Source organism: Corynebacterium sp. 22-2729 (genome assembly GCF_053479475.1).
In genome coordinates this window covers 37,019-54,615 of the sequence record NZ_JBRBCA010000004.1, presented here as the reverse complement: position 1 = coordinate 54,615, position 17,597 = coordinate 37,019, and the positions used below count along the sequence as shown (strand labels likewise).

Below are 17,597 nucleotides of genomic sequence, written 5' to 3'. Positions count from 1 at the left end.
TCTTCAGTTGCGGTTTAGTTGCTGTACTTTTCGAGGTTCTCGAAGAACTTGTCGAACAGCGGGTTTGCATCGTGCGGTCCAGCCGCGGATTCCGGGTGGTATTGGACGGAGAATGCGCTGCCATCTACCAGCGCCACTCCCTCAACCACGTCATCGTTCAGGCAGGTGTGCGTCACCTGCGCCTCGCCGAACGGGGTGTCGAAAGTCTCCAAAGCCTTGCCCTTCAGAGCGAAGCCGTGGTTCTGTGCGGTGATGTCAATCTTGCCAGTTCGGTGGTCGATCACCGGCACGTTCGTACCCCGGTGGCCGAACTTCAGCTTGTAGGTATCCATGCCAAGTGCGCGACCAAGCAGCTGGTTACCAAAGCAGATGCCGAAGAACGGAATCTTGGCTTCCAGTACCTTCTTTAGCTCCTCCACGGTTGCATCGGCGGTCGCCGGATCGCCTGGGCCGTTGGAGATGAACACGCCCGAGGCGTTGTACTCCTCCATCAGCTTCTTTACCTCGTCGAAGGTAGTCGTCGAGGGAACGACCACGCTGCGCACGCCGCGCTTGGAGAACTCGCGCGGGGTGTTGGTCTTAATACCCATGTCGTAGGCGATGATGGTGTGCTTGATTCCCCCTTCAGCCTCCACCACGTACAGCTCGTCGGTGCTTACATCACCGGACAGGTCTGCACCCGCCATTGCCGGTTGAGCCTGAACCTGGCTGATCATATCGTCGTCGGAGCTAAGGGCGTCACCGCTAAAGATGCCCGCGGCTACCGAACCCTTGTCGCGCAAGTAGCGAACGATCGCGCGCGTGTCTACGCCCTGGATACCGATGATCTCCTGCGCTTCCATCTCCTCCGGCAGGCTCCGGGTGGCACGCCAGTTGCTTACGGTGCGGGAAAGATCGCGGATTACCAGCCCGGCGACCCAGATGTTCCCGCCACGGGACTCGGAATCCTCGTCGTTCCACCCGGTGTTTCCAATGTGCGGAGCGGTCGCCACCACAATCTGACGGTGGTAAGACGGGTCGGTCATTGTCTCTTGATAACCGGTCATGGCGGTGGTGAAAACTGCCTCGCCCAGGGTGCGCCCCGTCGCGCCGAATGCGCGGCCGCGGAAGATCTTTCCGTCGGCGAGAACCAGTGCTGCTGGCGTGTAGCTCATTGTGCTTGTTTCCTTAACTCTTAGCTGTTGTGTTTGGTTCTATTTCTTAATTGACGCCCACTCGTGGATGCTTAGTGCACCGCTGAGCCATTCTTGCAGGTCACCTTGCCCCGCAACAGCGTGGTGCTCACCTTCACGGGCATGTCCATGCCCTCGTAGGGAGTGTTATTGGCCTTGGAAGCCATGTCGTGGCCGTGCGCGACCCAGGACTTATTGACATCCACAGCGCACAAGTTCGCCGGTTCCCCGACCGCGATCGGGCGACCATGTCCGGGGAGCTTGGTGATCTCGGCAGGTCGCTCGGACATCACCTTGGCTACGAAGCGCCAGTCCTGGTCGCCATCGATAACGAAGATCTTGGTGATGAGTGCCAGAGAGGTCTCGATTCCCAGCATGCCGGGGCGGGCCTTATCGAACTCGCAGCACTTGTCTTCCGAACCATGTGGCGCGTGATCGGTGGCCACGCAGTCGACGGTGCCGTCGATGAGTGCTGCACGGAGCGCCTCCACATCGCGTTGTTCGCGCAGCGGCGGGTTGACTCGGTTCACGCCGTCGTAGGTTTCCAGTCGCTCGTCGGTGAGCAGCAGGTGGTGTGGGGTTACCTCTGCGGTAAGCGGAATGTCCTGGTCTTTCGCCCAGCGCAGCAGATCCACGGTACCTTCCGTGGAGGCGTGGCAGATGTGCAGCCTTCCGCCGTAGTCGCGAGCCATGATGGCATCCCGAGCGACGATGGATTCTTCGGCGACACGCGGCCATCCGCCCAGGCCGAGACGCGCGGCGGTCTCTCCCTCGTGGGCGACAGCGCCGATGGTCAGGCGGGGCTCCTCGCAGTGCTGAGCCAGCAGCACATCCATTCCCTTGGAGTACTCGATGGCGCGACGCATTAGGCGTGGATCGTCGACGCACTTTCCGTCGTCGGAGAACATCCGCACCTTGGCATCAGAATCGGCCATCATGCCAAACTCCGTAAGCTCCTTGCCCTCTAGTCCCTTCGAGATAGAGCCGACGGGGTGAACGTCGCAGAGATTCGTGTTTTGCCCCTTGTACCACACCATTTCTGCGATAGCGGGGTTGTCCGTCACGGGAGCAGTGTTGGCCATAGTGAATACAGCCGTAAAGCCACCCTGAGCCGCTGCTGCGGAGCCGGTGGCAATGGTCTCAGTATCTTCCCGTCCCGGTTCGCGTAGGTGCACATGCATGTCCACCAGCCCCGGCAACAACACTTGTCCGTCGAGATCCAGTACCTCCGCACCCGCTGGAGCAGAGTCACCCAGGTCGCTGCCGATCTCGGAGATTACGCCATCTTGGATAAGCACATCCTGCTTGTCGCCCTCGCCGTAGATCAATACGCCGCGCAACAGGACTGCCTTGTCAGCGCCGGTCGGGTGGCTGGCCAACTCGCCGGTGGCAGGATACTCGGAGGTCATAGTGAATGCTCCTTTGTCGAAAGTCTTATTGTCTGTCTGTGCTGTGTTTGCCATGCTGAACCTCTGTACCCTTCTTCGCTATCCCTCGTCCCCGACCAAAAGGGTAAATAGGACGGCCATACGCACATGCACGCCAGCGGTCACCTGGTTAAGCACCACGGTGTTCGGCAGATCAGCCACGTCGTAGTTAATTTCCATACCCCGCAACATCGGCCCCGGGTGCATGATGATGGCGTCATCCTTCATACGTTCCGCACGTGCCTGCGAGAGCCCGTAACGGGTAGCGTACTCCCGGTGCGAGGGGAAGAACCCACCATTCATGCGCTCAGCTTGGACTCGCAGCATCATAACGACGTCGGCGTCGGCGATCTCACTGTTGAAGCAGTAGCTGACACGCACGCTGTCCGGGTATGCACCCCAGTGCTCAATACCCAGTGGAATTAGTGTCGGTGGAGCTACGAACACCACCTCCGCGCCGAGGGTCGTCAGCAGTTGGGCATTCGAGCGAGCCACGCGGGAGTGCAGGATATCGCCGACAATAATGACCTTCTTGCCACTAATGTCCCCAATGCGGTTGCGCATTGTGGTGGCGTCCAAAAGAGCTTGGGTCGGGTGCTGATTAGAACCGTCACCTGCGTTGATAATGGCCGTATCATCCAGCCACCCCGCGACCTGCCGGGCCGCACCGGAGGACGGGTGGCGCATAATAATCGCATCGGCGCCGACGGCTTTCAGCGTGAGTGCGGTATCGCGGAGGGATTCGCCCTTCTTCACTGAGGAGCTGCTGGCGGAGATGTTAATGACGTCCGCGCTCATCCATTTGCCAGCGGTTTCAAAGGAGGAACGGGTACGGGTGGAATTTTCGTAGAACATCGTGAAGATGGTGCGACCCCGCAGGGTGGGCAGCTTCTTCATTTCGCGACCATCGAGTGCCTCAGCAAAGCGATCGGCCTCATCCATTAGCCCCAGAATCTCGGACTTGTTCAGGTCAGCGATGCTAATCAGGTGCTTCATGGGCTACTTACTCTCTTCCTGTGCGCTCGACCGGCGGAACAGAATTACGTTGTCGACGTCGTCCAGCTCGGCGAGGTTTACCGTCACATCCTCATCCGCAGCTGTGGGAATGTTCTTGCCTACGTAGTCCGCTCGGATAGGCAACTTTCGGTGGCCACGGTCGATGAGGACAGCCACCTGTACGGATTCTGGTCGGCCAATGTCCGTCAGGGCGTCGAGAGCGGCGCGAATAGACCGACCGCTGTACAAAACATCGTCGACTAGCACTACGGTGGTGCCGTCAATTCCTTGCGGTGGAACCTTCGTGGGCTTCAGCGCCCGATGACTTGTGGTGCGAAGGTCGTCTCGATACAGGGTGATGTCCAAAGAACCCTGGAAGACTTCTACCCCCGTGAAATGCTCAATTTTCTCGGCTAGTCGTGCCGCGAGTGGCACTCCCCCCGATGGAATGCCTAGAAGAACCACGCGTTGGGCGTCTTCCCCGTCAAGCGCGGTCTTTTCAATAATTTGGTGCGCGATGCGCGCGACAGTACGGGAAACTTGATCTGCGTCGAGTAAGGTGACGCCGGCTTCCCCAGCCGTCGGGTTCATCGTGACCTCCTTTCCCGCCTCTCTGTGCGGTCTGTTAAAGGATGTCTACATTGTCCGACTCGCAGTCTATCACGCGTCTGCGGAATCACCGGCTTCCTTAACGGAAGCCTCCCCCTCTTCGTTTACGACGTCACCAAGCAGTGAATCCAGGTTGTCGTCGGCCTCGCTATTGGCACGCTGCGCTGCAGCTGCATCGGCGATCTGCAGGTCAGCCTGTACCTGCATGTCCTTGTTGATGCCATCCAGTACTGCGTGAATGTAGCTCGGAGCCTTGTCGTGGGAGTATTCGCTCGCTAGCTCTACCCCCTCAACTACTGCCACCTGAGAGGGGACATCATCGTTGAACTTCAGCTCCCACGCCGCGACGCGCAACACGGCGCGGTCGACGGCTGGCAGGCGATCCAAGCGCCACTCGCTGGAAAGGTGCAAAGCGATGGCTTCGTCCAGCGCATCCAGGTTCGTTGCCACTCCGGGCACAATCTGCTGGGTGTACTCCGGCACCGGCTTGACCTGGTTGGCCGCATCCTTGGCCAGGGAAATGCGCTCTTCGACGATCTCCACCGGGTCAATGTCGCGGAACTCCGCCTCAAACAGAATGTCCACTGCGCGGCGGCGCGCCTTGTAGCGGGAGCCATGGCGCTTAAACGAGGCGCCCTTGCCCGCGTTCGTCTCAGCTGTGCGTTCTTCAGTCATTGGTGAAAAGCAGTCGCTGCCTTAGTTGTTGACGCGAGATAGGTACTCGCCCGTGCGGGTATCCACCTTCAGTACGTTACCGGTCTCAATGAACAGCGGTACCTGAATCTCCGCCCCGGTCTCCAGGGTGGCGGGCTTGGTACCACCGGTGGATCGATCACCCTGCAGACCCGGATCGGTCTGCTCAACCTTCAGCTCAACGGATACCGGCAGCTCGGCGAACAGTGGCTCGCCCTCGTGGAAGGAAACCTGCACGGTGGTGTTCTCCAGCAGGAACTTAGCGCCATCACCCATGAGGTGCGGAGCCAGCTCAATCTGATCGTAGGTCTTCTCGTCCATCAGAACGAAGTTGGTGCCATCGTTGTACAGGTAGGTCATGTCGCGACGGTCAACGGTAGCGGTCTCGACCTTCACGCCGGCATTGAAGGTCTTATCGACGATCTTGCCCGAGACAACGTCCTTCAGCTTCGTGCGAACGAAAGCAGGGCCCTTGCCCGGCTTGACGTGCTGGAACTCCAGGATCTGCTGAAGCTTGTTGTCCATCTTCAGCACAAGGCCGTTCTTGAAGTCTGCGGTAGTTGCCACGAATGGTCTCCTTCTAGCGAGTAAAAAATTTTTGGCTATTGCAGTCTAGCAGCTCGCCAAACCCTAAACGACGATGAGTTCCGTCGGCGAGGCATTAAAGCTACGCGCACCATCGGCGGTAATCACATACGTGTTCTCGATGCGCAAGCCCGTTTTTTCCGGGATATAAATGCCCGGCTCTACTGTTACGGTCATGCCTTCTACAAGCTTTTCTGCGGGATCGACGCCCGCTGCCGCCCGCGGAGCCTCGTGCACATCGAGCCCCACGCCGTGCCCGGTCGAGTGCACAAAGAACTTGCCGTAACCAGCCTCGGAAATAACTTCTCGACAGGCCGCGTCGACATTACGCAGCTCCACGCCTGGGGCCAGGATCGCTTCCCCGGCCTTCTGCGCACGGTACACCACGTCGTAGAGCTCGCGGGATAGTTCATCTGGCTCCCCCACACAAACTGTGCGGGTTTGGTCGGAGGCATAGCCATTGAGGTATACGCCGAAGTCCACCGTCACTAGCCCGGGAACAATCTTCTCTCGAGATACACCCGCGTGCGGCTTAGTGGCATTCACGCCACTGGCCAAGATTGTGTCGAAGCTCAAACCATCAGCCCCGGCAGTACGAAGCTGGAACTCCAACTCTGCGGCAGCCTGAATTTCGGTGATGCCCTCGCGGATACCACCATCTTCAATAAAGGATCGCCATACGCTATCGGCCAGTTCACCAGCCTCGGCAAGAGCTTCGATCTCCAGCTCATCTTTTACAAGGCGCAGCTTTTCCACCACATCCGCCAGTACTGGCGGGTTGCCCAAGCCCTGAGCCTGGCCATAAGCCAGGCTGGATTCAACGGCGAACCTCTCCCCCGCAGTCATCTTGGCGAACTCAGCCGCACGGTCAAAAAGCTTGCTACCAATCTCAATGGCCACGTCATCAGGCTCGCCGGTTTCAATTCGGATCTGCGTGTCGTAGCGTCCGTCCGTCAGCAGCAGATGTTCGCCGTCCTCACGGATAACCAGCAATGCGTTAGAACCGGAAAAACCGGTGAGATAGCGAACATTCTTCAGGTCGCTGATAAGAAGCGCCGCATGCTCGGACTCCTGGATCAGTGCTGTGGCCTTATTGCGGCGGGTGCGGTAGGCGTCAAAAAGTTTCTTAGACATCAACACTCCTTAAAGTTATGGCGTTACGCAGAGATTTAGCTGGGCGCTATTGGGCAAAGTAGCGCAGGGCAGCGACGTAGCCATAAATTCCCAGACCCGCGATGACGCCGCTGGCCAGTGGGCTGAGATAGCTGTGGTGGCGGAACTCCTCACGCGCGTGAACATTGGAGATGTGTACCTCCACGAAACCCGCGCCGTCCGCGATCTCAGCAAGCGCATCGCGCAGAGCAACAGAGGTGTGGGTAAACCCTCCAGGGTTGATGATTACCGCGCCTTTCTCATCGGCGGCCTGGTGAATGCGATCCAGCAATTCTCCCTCATGATTCGATTGGAAGAAGTCTATCTCGATCCCCAGGGATTGTGCCTCGCGGGCTAGCAGATCCTCCACATCGGCCAGCGTGGTGGTGCCGTAGACCTCGGGCTGGCGCTTGCCCAGGCGATTAAGATTCGGCCCGTTAACAACGCACACCTTCGGCGCATGAGGTTGTGCTGGATTCATCGCTGCCTCCTAAGGCTTGGGTATACGTTTTGGGTTTTATGTTCTGGTTCACGCTTCCACGCTAGCGGCATACGCCTCGCGCAACAGCTCCTCACTCGGGCCTTCCAGGCGGGTGGGCGTGCCGATCTTTTCAAGAACAACGAAACGGATCTTGCCGCCCTTATTCTTCTTGTCTCGCCCCATCGCCGCGAGTAGCTCGTCGAGCTCAGCGCCGTTGTAGCTGGTCGCCAGCCCCACAGAGTTGAGGATATCGCGGTGACGCCGAACGTCCTCGGCACTCAACAATCCAGCGGCCTTCGCCAACTCCGCTTCGAAAATCATGCCCACGGCGACCGCCTGGCCGTGGCGCCAGCGATAATCCTCATGGTGCTCCACCGCGTGGCCGTAGGTGTGACCGTAGTTAAGAATCTCGCGCAGGCTGGACTCCTTGAGATCTACCGCCACCACGTTGGCCTTCACTTGGATAGCGCGGGCAATCAACTCCGGCAGGCTACCGTGCGGATCCAGTGCAGCCTGTGCGTCTGCTTCGTAGATGTCGAGGATTTCGGTGTCGGCGATGAAGCCCGCCTTGATGATCTCTGCTGATCCGGCGATCATCTCCTCGCGTGGGAGAGTATCGAGCACCTCCAGATCGATGATGACCGCACTTGGTTCGTGGAAGGCACCAACAAGGTTCTTCCCGGCTGGGGTGTTGATACCGGTCTTGCCGCCCACGGCCGCATCCACCATGGCCAGCAATGTGGTGGGATAGTGAACCACCTTGATGCCTCGCATCCACGTGGCGGCAATGAACCCAGCGAGGTCAGTCGCCGCGCCCCCTCCCAGGCCGATGATGGTGTCGGCACGGGTGAGGCCGACGCGCGCGCATTGATCCCAACAGGCAGCAGCGGATTCAGCTGTCTTGGCGGACTCTGCGTCTTCGATCTGATAGGTATGCGCGCTAAAGCCAGCAGAGGAAAGACGCGCAGCCAGTTCTTTCGCGCGAGCGCCCAGGGCCGGTTGGTGAATGATGAGGTAGTTGGCGGTATTCCCAGCTACGTTGAGGATCTCCTCGGAAGCGAACTCGATCCCTCGGTCAATCACCACATCGTAGGGCGACTGAGATGCCACCCGAATGCGCTTCTGTGTAGAGGTTTGGCGCGGTGCGTCAGACATTTGATGGGGATTCCTCGTCAATCAGTTGTCAATCGGTTGTTGGGGCGTGGGTTGGGATACGTGCTATCGGAAAACCGGGTCGTGGGGCTCGGAACTGCGCTCGGTGAGTCGCTCCAGGCGAATCTCTTCAATGAACCGAAGGATGTCTGTGACCACGCGGCGGGGCTCTTTTCCATCACAGCGAACCATGAAGTTGGACACTTCCTCGTAGTATGCCGAACGTTGGGCGAAAAGCTCCTCGTATTTGCTGCGGGGGTCAGCCACATTCAGAAGCGGTCGCGTCTTGGAACCGGAGGTGCGGCGAACGCCTTCAGCAATAGAAACATTGAGGTAGACCACCGTGTGATCTGCCAACAGGTCGCGGGTGCTTTCTGTGACTACGGCGCCCCCACCGAGGGAAACGATCCCATCGGTGGTCAGAGCCTCTGCGACTACAGTCGCCTCCTGCTCGCGGAAGCCCGGCTCGCCCAGTTCGGCCATGATCTGGTTGCAGGTCTTCCCTAGCTTGGCTTCGAGCAAATGGTCGGTGTCGACAAGCTGTAGGTTCAAAGCATTTGCCAAACGCTTACCGATCGTGGTTTTGCCGGAACCGGGAAGCCCAACCAGCACCGCGCGGGGACTCATCGGATGTCTCCGTCCGCCACTTCCCCATCGGCAGCGCTGTTCGCCTCAGCGGCCCAGTCAAGTCGGCTGTCCACGTACTCGAGGTAGGACTGCACATTGCGCTTCGTTTCTGCCACGGAGTCGCCACCGAACTTCCTCAGCACGGCACGCGCCAGCACAAGGGCTACCATCGTCTCGGCGACGACGCCGGCGGCCGGAACCGCACACACATCAGAACGCTGGTGAATACCCGTTGCGGCCTCACCCGTTGCCATATCCACAGTCTTCAGGGCACGCGGAACAGTGCTAATAGGCTTCATGGCGGCGCGGACGCGCAGATCTTCCCCGTTTGTCATACCGCCTTCCAGACCACCAGCCCGGTTGCTCAGGCGGCGTACTCCGCCTTCCGCACCGGCCTCCATCTCGTCATGTGCTTCGGAACCGCGGCGACGAGCTTCCTCAAAACCATCACCGATCTCCACGCCCTTGATTGCTTGGATCCCCATGAGGGCAGCTGCCAGCTGTGCGTCGAGACGCTCATCACCAGAGACATGTGAGCCCAAGCCGATCGGCAGACCCTTCACCACAACTTCGACGATGCCACCGAGTGTATCGCCGGACTTCTTTGCCGCTTTGATCTCTTCAACCATGGACTCTTCAGCCGCAGAATCGAAGGCGCGTACGGGGGAAGCATCAATAGCCTCAAGGTCAGAAAAATCCGGGCTGGGTCCCGCGTAGGGCTCGGAGCGGCCAATACTAATGACGTGCGACAGCACCTCCACTCCCAAGACCTCTCGCAGGAGCGCCCGGGCGAAAGTGCCAGCTGCGACGCGAGCAGCCGTCTCGCGGGCAGAAGAACGCTCCAAAATCGGGCGTGCTTCATCGTGGTCGTACTTCACCATGCCCGAGAAATCCGCGTGACCAGGGCGTGGGCGAGTCAGCTTTGCGCCACGTCCGCTGGACATTTCCTTAGCGACCTCCGGGTCGGATTCATCCACCGGGTCGGCCGACATGATCGTGGTCCACTTGGGCCACTCGGTGTTACCGATCATTACCGCAACCGGGCTTCCAAGAGTCTTGCCGTGGCGCACTCCACCGACAAAGGTGACCTCATCCGCCTCAAACTTCATACGCGCACCCCGGCCGTAGCCCAGGCGGCGACGTGCCAACTGATAGGAAACGTCTTCCCGGGTGACCGAGAGTCCGGACGGGAGGTTCTCAATCAAAGAAATCAGAGCCTGGCCGTGCGATTCACCTGCAGTAGTCCAACGAAGCATAAGAAGCATAATACAGGTCACGTGCAGGTCTAGCCCCAATGACGTGACGTTTTATTAACGCAGCATTAACGACGCCACCACCACTACTCCCGTTGCCATCAACATCGCAGGGCCATGTGGACTCGCCCGAGCTGAGTTTGCTGTGCATCCCCTACAACCCCACTGCGTCAAACCAGAAAATGAATGGCTGCAGAATGCAAAATAAATGCTGTGCATGAGACCGCTAAGTCCCACGGCAATAATCACGCCCGGCGGGAAGATCACAGCCGCAAGAGTTCCCGTCGTCAAAGCAAGCTTTGCATCGCCAGCTCCCGCAAACAACCGATGATGTATGAGCGGTAATCCGAATGCCAATGCCGACCAGGCCAGCCCTCCGAGAAACGCCCAAGCGTTAGCCCACGGAATCGTCCACGACAACGCTACTGCCACGGGAATGCCCGGGAGGGTAAGCCAGTTGGGCAAGCGGGAGGTGCGGGCGTCAAAAATTAGGAGAGCAACCGCCCACGGCAAAAAGAGAAGAAGAAACGAGGAGTTCGGCACGTCTCGCAGGCTAGCGAGCGGCGCGGACAGCGCCAGCCCAGAGCACCGCCGAAAGTGAGTGCCTTGTGGACAAAAGAGATTTATCCACAACGGCTATGAACTACAGTTGCCCTTTGGCCTGCAGGACGGTATCGAGCATGAGCCCCTCTGGGGCAGACTTGCCGGTGAACAAACGGAATTGCTCCTCTGCCTGGCCTGCAAGCATCCGCAGACCATCCGCATGCGGCACTGCCTTAGCCTGGGCAGCTGACAGCAATGGCGTGGGATAGGGGTCATAAATGACGTCCACGATACCCGCGGCAGCACACAACCCTGCGGAAAGTTCCGCGGCGGCATGAGCCGGGATAGTCGACACGACAACCGCTGCGTCTGCGCAGGTCTGGGCGATATCCGCTTCTTCAAAACGGGACCAAGAAAACTCCATACCCAGCGTTTCTACGACGCTTTGCAGGTTCAGAGCCCGCTCGGAGCGAGCCAGGACAGTCACATGCTCGACCCCAGCGGCGGCCAAAGCGGCGACTGCCGGACGCGCCGTCCCCCCATTTCCAACAATGACGGCGCGTGCTCCCCGCAGGCCAGCAGTATCGCCACCACCGATGTACTCCAAGCAACGAGCAACCCCGTCAACATCGGTGTTATCGGCAAGCCATTGGCCGTCGCCTTGCGGAACCAGGGTATTGGCCGATCCGATCTCTTGAGCGCGGGTGGTAGCCAAATCCGAGAGCTCCAGAGCAGCTTGCTTGCCCGGCATGGTCACGGAGAAACCACGAACCAGACCATCGGACTCTTCCATTAGCCGACGAATATCGCGAGACTCTCCTGCCTCGACCCGCACATAGTCCATGTCCAGGCCAAGGGCGCGATAACCAGCAGTGTGCAGCTGCGGGGATAGCGAATGTTCAATCGGACTGCCCAGCACTGCACAGCGCAGACTGGTCATCCCTAGAAACTCATCGACCGAGATCACGTGGCCTGCGGCGGACATAGCAATTCACCCTATTCGTGCTTCTTCGAGAAAACGTTTTCTTAAGAGTTAAAAGCTGGTGCTACCTGTTAGAGTCCAAAACACCGTTGCGGCGGGATTCCTCGATAGCACGCTCGTGCGCAGCGAAGTCGCGGTTGAAAACGGTGCGACCGTTGCGATCCACCGTAACGAAGTACAGCCAATCGCCATCAGCCGGGTTCTCAATGGCGTGCAGTGCCTGCAGGCCCGGGGAGGAAATCGGGGTCTCCGGCAGGCCCTCCTTGGCGTAGGTATTCCACGGAGTCGGACGATTACGGTCGGCGTCAGTCGTTGCGACCTCGACTTCGCTGAGGTCATAGTTCACCGTGGAGTCGAACTCCAGCTTCTGCTTCTCCGCCAAACGGTTCAGGATCACGCGGGCTACCTTATCGAAATCGCCCTCCGGTGCCTCGCGCTCCACCAGAGAGGCCGCAACCAGCATGTCGTAGGGGTTCAGGCCTACCTTCTGGGACGAAGAGACAAGCCCAGTGTCCTGGTACTCCTCCTTGGAGGTATTGAGCAAGGACTTCAGGATCTCCTCGGGGCTGCTCGTGGGATCAAAAAGGTGAACGCCTGGGGAAATCAAGCCCTCGATACGTTTCGGGTCGTCACCGCGCGCTTTGACCTTTTCCATCGCCCAATCCGCGATTTCCAGCTGCTCCGGCGGGGTCTGCGCCGCAGCCTTTTGCAAATCTTCGACGGACACGCAGGTGTGCTCATCCTGGCAGGTTTGCTGCGAAATCAGGCTGAAGATGCCCTTACGGCTTTCGCCCCCAACCACCTTCACATCGTTGAGGGTCAAACCATTGGGAATGTCGACCACGCCGCGACGGCGATCGTCACTGGACAGCCAATCGAGCGCCTTGTCTGCGGACATTTGCTCTTGCAACGGGTAGTACCCCGCCTGTAGCTCTGGTTCCTTGCGTTCGGCAGCCGACATCAGGGCACGGCGGGATCCGACCACGCCTTTGTCCACCAGCTGCTCCGCCAGGCTATCGACTGAGTCGCCGGGGCTGACCCTAACCATGACCACATTGCCATTACCTTCGCCGGCGAAGTCACGCACGGCAACGACGTCACGCTGGTACCAAACGTATACGCACGTACCGACCAACAGAACAACCAGGGCGAGAGCCAATGCGGCGGCAAGCTGGCGGCGCCGTCGAAACTTTGGCTGCATGTTGCGGGTCGATCCCATAGGTCGTGGGCCCTTTCGTCCAGAGTTCTACAACAATGATTTACAATTCAGCGGTCATTTTCTCACGAATTGATAAATTTTAGGAAAGCACGCGCCGCCGCGTGTCTAACCACCCCTGCAGGATATGCACCGCCGCTGCCTGATCGATCTTTTTTCTGCCCTTTTTACTATTGACGCCAGAGGCGTGAAAAGCCTGGGTAGCAGCCATTGTGGACATTCGCTCATCCACCATGCGCAACGGGATATCCGGCAATTCCTCTTTAACTAGCCGGGCAAACTCCTCCGCATTAATTGTGCTCTGGGTATGGTTTCCACGCAGTGCCACTGGAAGGCCGACGACTATTTCCACGACGAAGTTCTCCCGGCAGATCTCTACGACACGCTGCACATCACCATCGTCTGCGGTGGCCTGCACGGTCTCTACGGGGGTGGCCAGGATGCAGTCTGGATCTGAAATCGCCACCCCGATGCGCACGGTGCCGACGTCGAGGCCTAGCCTCCTACCACGGCCGGGATCGGTAGCTGGGTCTGGCGTTTCAGTATGCATTAAGAAACCTTCGATCCCACTTAACTGCGCAGTGCGCTCTTGACGGCCTCAATACCAGCTGGGATGCCAGCGGCGTCAGAACCAGAGCCCTGAGCCATGGCGGGCTTACCGCCACCGCGTCCAGCGACCTTCTCACCGAACGTCTTGACCAGCTCGCCAGACTTGATGCCTTGGGCCACGGCAGCGTCGTTGGCAGCGGCGACGAAAGGCACCTTGTCTCCATCAACGGAAGCAAACACCACAACAGCGGCTTCAGAGCCGAGGCGGTTCTTCGCATCCATGGCCAGGGTACGCAGATCGCCAGCTGCCACTCCCTCGGGGAGCTGTTGGGCCAGGACCTTGACATCACCCAGCGTTTCGGCCTTGTTTACCAGCTCGCCGACCTGGCTCTGCAGTTGCTGGCCACGCAGCTGCTGGATCTGCTTCTCAGCGGCCTTCAGCTTGGCGGTGAGGCTATCGATACGTTCAGGGAGTTCCTCGCTGGGAGTCTTCAAACTGGTAGCCAGACCCGCAACAAGGGACTTTTCGGTGCTCAGGAAGCGGAAGGAATCCATACCCGTATATGCCTCGATGCGGCGGATACCGGATCCGACGGAGGACTCGCCCAGCACGGCGATCGGGCCGATCTGGGAGGAGTGATCGACGTGGATACCACCGCAAAGCTCCATGGAGAATGGTCCGCCAATCTCCACAACGCGAACTTCGGAGCTGTAGTTTTCGCCGAAGAGCGCCATGGCGCCCATTGCCTTTGCCTCTTCAAGGGAGGTTTCGATGGTGTTGACCTGGTAGTCGCTGTCAACGGCACCGTTGGCGATCTCCTCGATCTGACCCAGCTGGTGCTCGGTGAGCTGCTCACCATAGTTAAAGTCAAAGCGCAGGTAGCCCGGCTTGTTCATAGAACCGGCCTGTACGGCTGTGGGGCCTAGCACCTCACGCAGTGCGGCGTGGATCAGGTGGGTACCGGAGTGCGCCTGACGGGCCTGGTGGCGCCAAGCCTTATCGACAGTGGCCTGGATCTTCTGTCCCACAGCCAGCTCACCACCGCTAACGGTCACATGGTGCACCCACACCTTCTTACCGACCTTCTGCACATCCTCGACGCGGGCGGCACCCGAGGTGGACTTCATCTCACCACGGTCGGCCATCTGACCACCGGCTTCGGCGTAGAACGGGGTGCGGTCCAGAATCACCTGGGCGGCAGCGCCCTCCGGAGCGGTCTCCACGAGCGCGCCGTCACGGATAATGCCCAGCACGGAGGCCTCGTCGGCCAGGTTCTCGTAGCCGGTGAACACAGTCGGGTGATTGTCCACGAACGGGCGGTAGATCGTCTGATCCACGTGGCCTAACTTCTTGGCATTGTTGTCGGCCTTGGCGCGGGCCTTCTGCTCCGCCATGAGGTCATGGAATCCGTCAATATCGACCTTGAGACCAGCTTCTGCGGCCATTTCCTGGGTCAAGTCGATCGGGAAGCCGTGAGTATCGTGCAGGGAGAATGCAACGTCGCCCGGCACGGTATCTTCGCCGCGTTCCTTCGCGCCACGTGCCCAATCGTCGAACATCTGAGAACCAGACTCGAGGGTCTTCAGGAAAGACTTCTCCTCGGCCAAAGCCACTGCGCGGATGCGTTCGTAGTTGTCGGCGATCTCTGGGTAGGACGGGGTCATGGTCTCCCGCACGGTATCCATGAACTTCTCCAGCGTCTCGCCCGTTGCACCCAGCAGACGGGCAGAACGGATAATGCGACGCAGCAGACGACGCAGGATGTAACCGCGCCCCTCATTACCGGGGGTCACGCCGTCGAGCATCAGCATAAGGCCAGTGCGGGAGTGGTCGGCGATGACGCGGAAGCGCACATCGTTGGTCTTATCAGCACCGTACTTCGCGCCTGTTACCTCCTGGGCGACGTCGATGACAGGGCGCAGCAGGTCGGTTTCGTAGACGTTGTCCACGTCCTGCAGGATGCAGGCCACACGCTCGATGCCGAGGCCGGTATCGATGTTCTTCTTCGGCAGCTTGCCGACGATTTCGAAGTTGCCCTTTCCAAGCCCCTCGCCACGTTCGTTCTCCATGAACACGAGGTTCCAAATCTCGATGTAACGGGTGTCGTCGACAATCGGGCCACCCTCCTTGCCATGCTCCGGGCCGCGGTCGTAGTAGATCTCGGAACACGGGCCACACGGGCCGGGGATGCCCATGGACCAGTAGTTGTCCTCCATGCCAAGGCGCTGGATCTTGTGCTCAGGCACACCGATCTTCTTGTTCCAGATCTCTGCAGCCTCGTCGTCATCGGTGTAGACGGTGACCCACAGACGCTCCGGGTCGAGTCCCAGGCCGCCCTCGTCCACTGGATTGGTCAGCAGTGTCCAGGCGTGCGTGATGGCGCCTTCCTTAAAGTAAGCACCAAAGGAGAAGTTGCCTGCCATCTGGAAGAACGTGTTGTGACGGGTGGTGATGCCAACCTCGTCGATATCGAGCGTGCGCACGCACTTCTGGATAGACGTTGCAGTGCCATTCTCGAACGGTGGGTTTTGCTGGCCTAGGAAGTAAGGCTTAAACGGCACCATGCCGGCGTTGACGAACAGCAGATTCGGGTCGTCCAGGATCAGCGATGCGCTCGGGACCTCGGTGTGCCCGGCCTTGGTGAAGTGCTCGATGAAGCGCTGGCGGATCTCATGCGTTTGCACGTTGGCTTTACCTCGTAGATTTTTAGTCGAAAGTTTTAATCGTCGGTCAGTGTAAACCGTAGATGGAACGCATACATTCTACCCCCGGGTCAAAAAGGAGCGAACGATAGCCCTCAGGCTACTCAACCGAGCTGCAATGGTCTTTTCGTGCCCATGGGTGGTTGGCCGGTAGTACACGGCATCCTTCAAATCCTCCGGCAGATATTGCTGCGGGACAACTCCCTTGGGGTCATCGTGCGGGTAGACGTACCCCACCGCATTACCTAATGCCTTAGCGCCTTGGTAATGACCATCGCGCAAATGCGCTGGCACTGCCCCGCCTCTACCTGCCTGAACATCCCCGATAGCGGAGTTAATCGCGGCGATTACTCCATTGGATTTCGGGGCGGTAGCCAGGTGGATTGTGGCCTGCGCCAGGTTCAGGCGTGCCTCCGGCATGCCAATAAAGCCCACTGCGTGGTACGCAGCGACGGCAACCTGCAGTGCTTGTGGATCCGCCATGCCGATGTCCTCGCTGGCATGAATCACTAGTCTGCGCGCGATAAACCGCGGGTCTTCCCCACCCTCTAGCATTCTCGCCAGGTAGTGCAAAGCCGCGTCAGGGTCCGACCCACGGATGGATTTGATGAAGGCACTGGTGATGTCGTAGTGCTGGTCGCCGTCGCGGTCGTAGCGCGCCACGGCCTTATTCAGGGACTTCTTTACTTGGGACGCCACCAGCTCCCCAACTTCATTTTCCCCATCGAACTGGACTCCCTCGGCTGCGGCTTCCAAGTAAGTCAAGCTGCGCCTGGCGTCTCCTGCGGACATGGCAACGAGTTGGTTTAAGGCTTCCTCCGTAACCTGCAAGCGCCCACCGTATCCTCGCTCATCGTCGAGGGCGCGTTGGAGTACGGTGCGAATGTCGGCGTCGCTAAGGGAAGACAGTTGTACGAGCAGCGACCGGGACAACAGCGGCGATACAACAGAGAAGGAGGGGTTCTCGGTCGTGGCGGCAACGAGCAGGACGGTACGGTTCTCGACTGCGGCAAGGAGGGCATCCTGCTGGGTCTTCGAAAAGCGGTGAACCTCATCGATAAACAAGACGGTGTGCTCGCCGAGGAGGAGGCGCTTGCGGGCCTGCTCGATAATGGCGCGGACTTCCTTGACACCGGAGTTCAGGGCGCTTAATGCCTCAAAGCGGCGCCCCGAGGCCTGCGAGATCAGGCTGGCGATTGTCGTCTTTCCTGTGCCGGGCGGTCCGTAAAGAATCACGGAGGTATCACCCTGGCCCTCGATCAGGCGGCGCAATGGCGAACCGGGGCCGAGAACCTTGTCCTGTCCCACTACCTCATCCAGTGTGCGCGGGCGCATACGAACGGCCAACGGCGCATGGGTGCCTGGGTGAAAGTAGGCCTCTGCGGACGCCTGATCGGCACTGCTTTCCTGCCTTTTCTTGTCGCCCTGGCCAGTGTGGGAGAAAAGATCGTCCATAG

At 59.3% G+C, this 17,597-nt stretch carries 17 protein-coding genes; all 17 read right to left on the bottom strand.

Annotation, left to right across the window (positions count from 1 at the left end):
• Positions 1-14: 14 nt before the first annotated feature.
• The 17 genes from carA to ACUY2T_RS03790 all read right to left on the bottom strand — a co-directional run bounded on the left by carA (position 15) and on the right by ACUY2T_RS03790 (position 17,595).
• Positions 15-1,154: a glutamine-hydrolyzing carbamoyl-phosphate synthase small subunit gene (gene carA, locus ACUY2T_RS03870; RefSeq protein ID WP_448307638.1), complete on the bottom strand. Its 1,140-nt coding sequence runs from the start codon at positions 1,152-1,154 to the stop codon at positions 15-17.
• 71 nt (positions 1,155-1,225) lie between these two features.
• Positions 1,226-2,581, bottom strand: a complete 1,356-nt coding sequence (locus tag ACUY2T_RS03865) for a dihydroorotase (RefSeq protein ID WP_448307732.1) — start codon at positions 2,579-2,581, stop codon at positions 1,226-1,228.
• Between the two features lie 78 nt (positions 2,582-2,659).
• Complete coding sequence (locus ACUY2T_RS03860; protein WP_448307637.1) at positions 2,660-3,595, bottom strand: aspartate carbamoyltransferase catalytic subunit; 936 nt, start codon at positions 3,593-3,595, stop codon at positions 2,660-2,662.
• Between the two features lie 3 nt (positions 3,596-3,598).
• Positions 3,599-4,186 (bottom strand): bifunctional pyr operon transcriptional regulator/uracil phosphoribosyltransferase PyrR, encoded by a 588-nt coding sequence (gene pyrR / locus ACUY2T_RS03855; protein WP_448307636.1) that lies wholly within the window; start codon positions 4,184-4,186, stop codon positions 3,599-3,601.
• Positions 4,187-4,255: 69 nt separating this feature from the next.
• Positions 4,256-4,879 carry a transcription antitermination factor NusB gene (nusB, locus tag ACUY2T_RS03850; RefSeq protein ID WP_448307635.1) on the bottom strand — a complete coding sequence of 208 codons (624 nt, stop codon included), beginning with the start codon at positions 4,877-4,879 and terminating at the stop codon, positions 4,256-4,258.
• 21 nt (positions 4,880-4,900) lie between these two features.
• Positions 4,901-5,464: an elongation factor P gene (gene efp, locus ACUY2T_RS03845; RefSeq protein WP_293791514.1), complete on the bottom strand. Its 564-nt coding sequence runs from the start codon at positions 5,462-5,464 to the stop codon at positions 4,901-4,903.
• 63 nt (positions 5,465-5,527) lie between these two features.
• The gene (locus ACUY2T_RS03840) at positions 5,528-6,616 is read right to left on the bottom strand and encodes a M24 family metallopeptidase (protein ID WP_293791516.1); all 1,089 of its coding nucleotides are present in this window, start codon (positions 6,614-6,616) and stop codon (positions 5,528-5,530) included.
• Between the two features lie 46 nt (positions 6,617-6,662).
• A complete protein-coding gene (gene aroQ / locus ACUY2T_RS03835; RefSeq protein ID WP_448307634.1) occupies positions 6,663-7,115 on the bottom strand; it encodes a type II 3-dehydroquinate dehydratase in 453 nt (150 codons plus the stop codon).
• A 48-nt stretch (positions 7,116-7,163) separates the two neighbouring features.
• Positions 7,164-8,270: a 3-dehydroquinate synthase gene (gene aroB / locus ACUY2T_RS03830; protein ID WP_448307633.1), complete on the bottom strand. Its 1,107-nt coding sequence runs from the start codon at positions 8,268-8,270 to the stop codon at positions 7,164-7,166.
• Positions 8,271-8,333: 63 nt separating this feature from the next.
• Positions 8,334-8,894 carry a shikimate kinase gene (locus ACUY2T_RS03825; protein WP_448307632.1) on the bottom strand — a complete coding sequence of 187 codons (561 nt, stop codon included), beginning with the start codon at positions 8,892-8,894 and terminating at the stop codon, positions 8,334-8,336.
• Positions 8,891-10,150 carry a chorismate synthase gene (aroC, locus tag ACUY2T_RS03820; RefSeq protein WP_448307631.1) on the bottom strand — a complete coding sequence of 420 codons (1,260 nt, stop codon included), beginning with the start codon at positions 10,148-10,150 and terminating at the stop codon, positions 8,891-8,893. Before aroC ends, ACUY2T_RS03825 begins: the two co-directional genes overlap by 4 nt.
• Before the next feature lie 54 nt (positions 10,151-10,204).
• The gene (locus ACUY2T_RS03815; protein WP_448307630.1) at positions 10,205-10,690 is read right to left on the bottom strand and encodes a prepilin peptidase; all 486 of its coding nucleotides are present in this window, start codon (positions 10,688-10,690) and stop codon (positions 10,205-10,207) included.
• Positions 10,691-10,790: 100 nt separating this feature from the next.
• Positions 10,791-11,675 carry a shikimate dehydrogenase gene (locus ACUY2T_RS03810; protein WP_448307629.1) on the bottom strand — a complete coding sequence of 295 codons (885 nt, stop codon included), beginning with the start codon at positions 11,673-11,675 and terminating at the stop codon, positions 10,791-10,793.
• A gap of 61 nt (positions 11,676-11,736) precedes the next feature.
• Positions 11,737-12,873 carry an endolytic transglycosylase MltG gene (mltG, locus tag ACUY2T_RS03805; RefSeq protein WP_293791531.1) on the bottom strand — a complete coding sequence of 379 codons (1,137 nt, stop codon included), beginning with the start codon at positions 12,871-12,873 and terminating at the stop codon, positions 11,737-11,739.
• Between the two features lie 97 nt (positions 12,874-12,970).
• Positions 12,971-13,438, bottom strand: coding sequence for a Holliday junction resolvase RuvX (gene ruvX / locus ACUY2T_RS03800; RefSeq protein ID WP_293791532.1), 468 nt, complete (start codon positions 13,436-13,438; stop codon positions 12,971-12,973).
• 20 nt (positions 13,439-13,458) lie between these two features.
• A complete protein-coding gene (gene alaS, locus ACUY2T_RS03795; RefSeq protein WP_448307628.1) occupies positions 13,459-16,122 on the bottom strand; it encodes an alanine--tRNA ligase in 2,664 nt (887 codons plus the stop codon).
• Positions 16,123-16,200: 78 nt separating this feature from the next.
• Positions 16,201-17,595, bottom strand: coding sequence for a replication-associated recombination protein A (locus ACUY2T_RS03790; RefSeq protein ID WP_448307627.1), 1,395 nt, complete (start codon positions 17,593-17,595; stop codon positions 16,201-16,203).
• Positions 17,596-17,597: the final 2 nt, after the last annotated feature.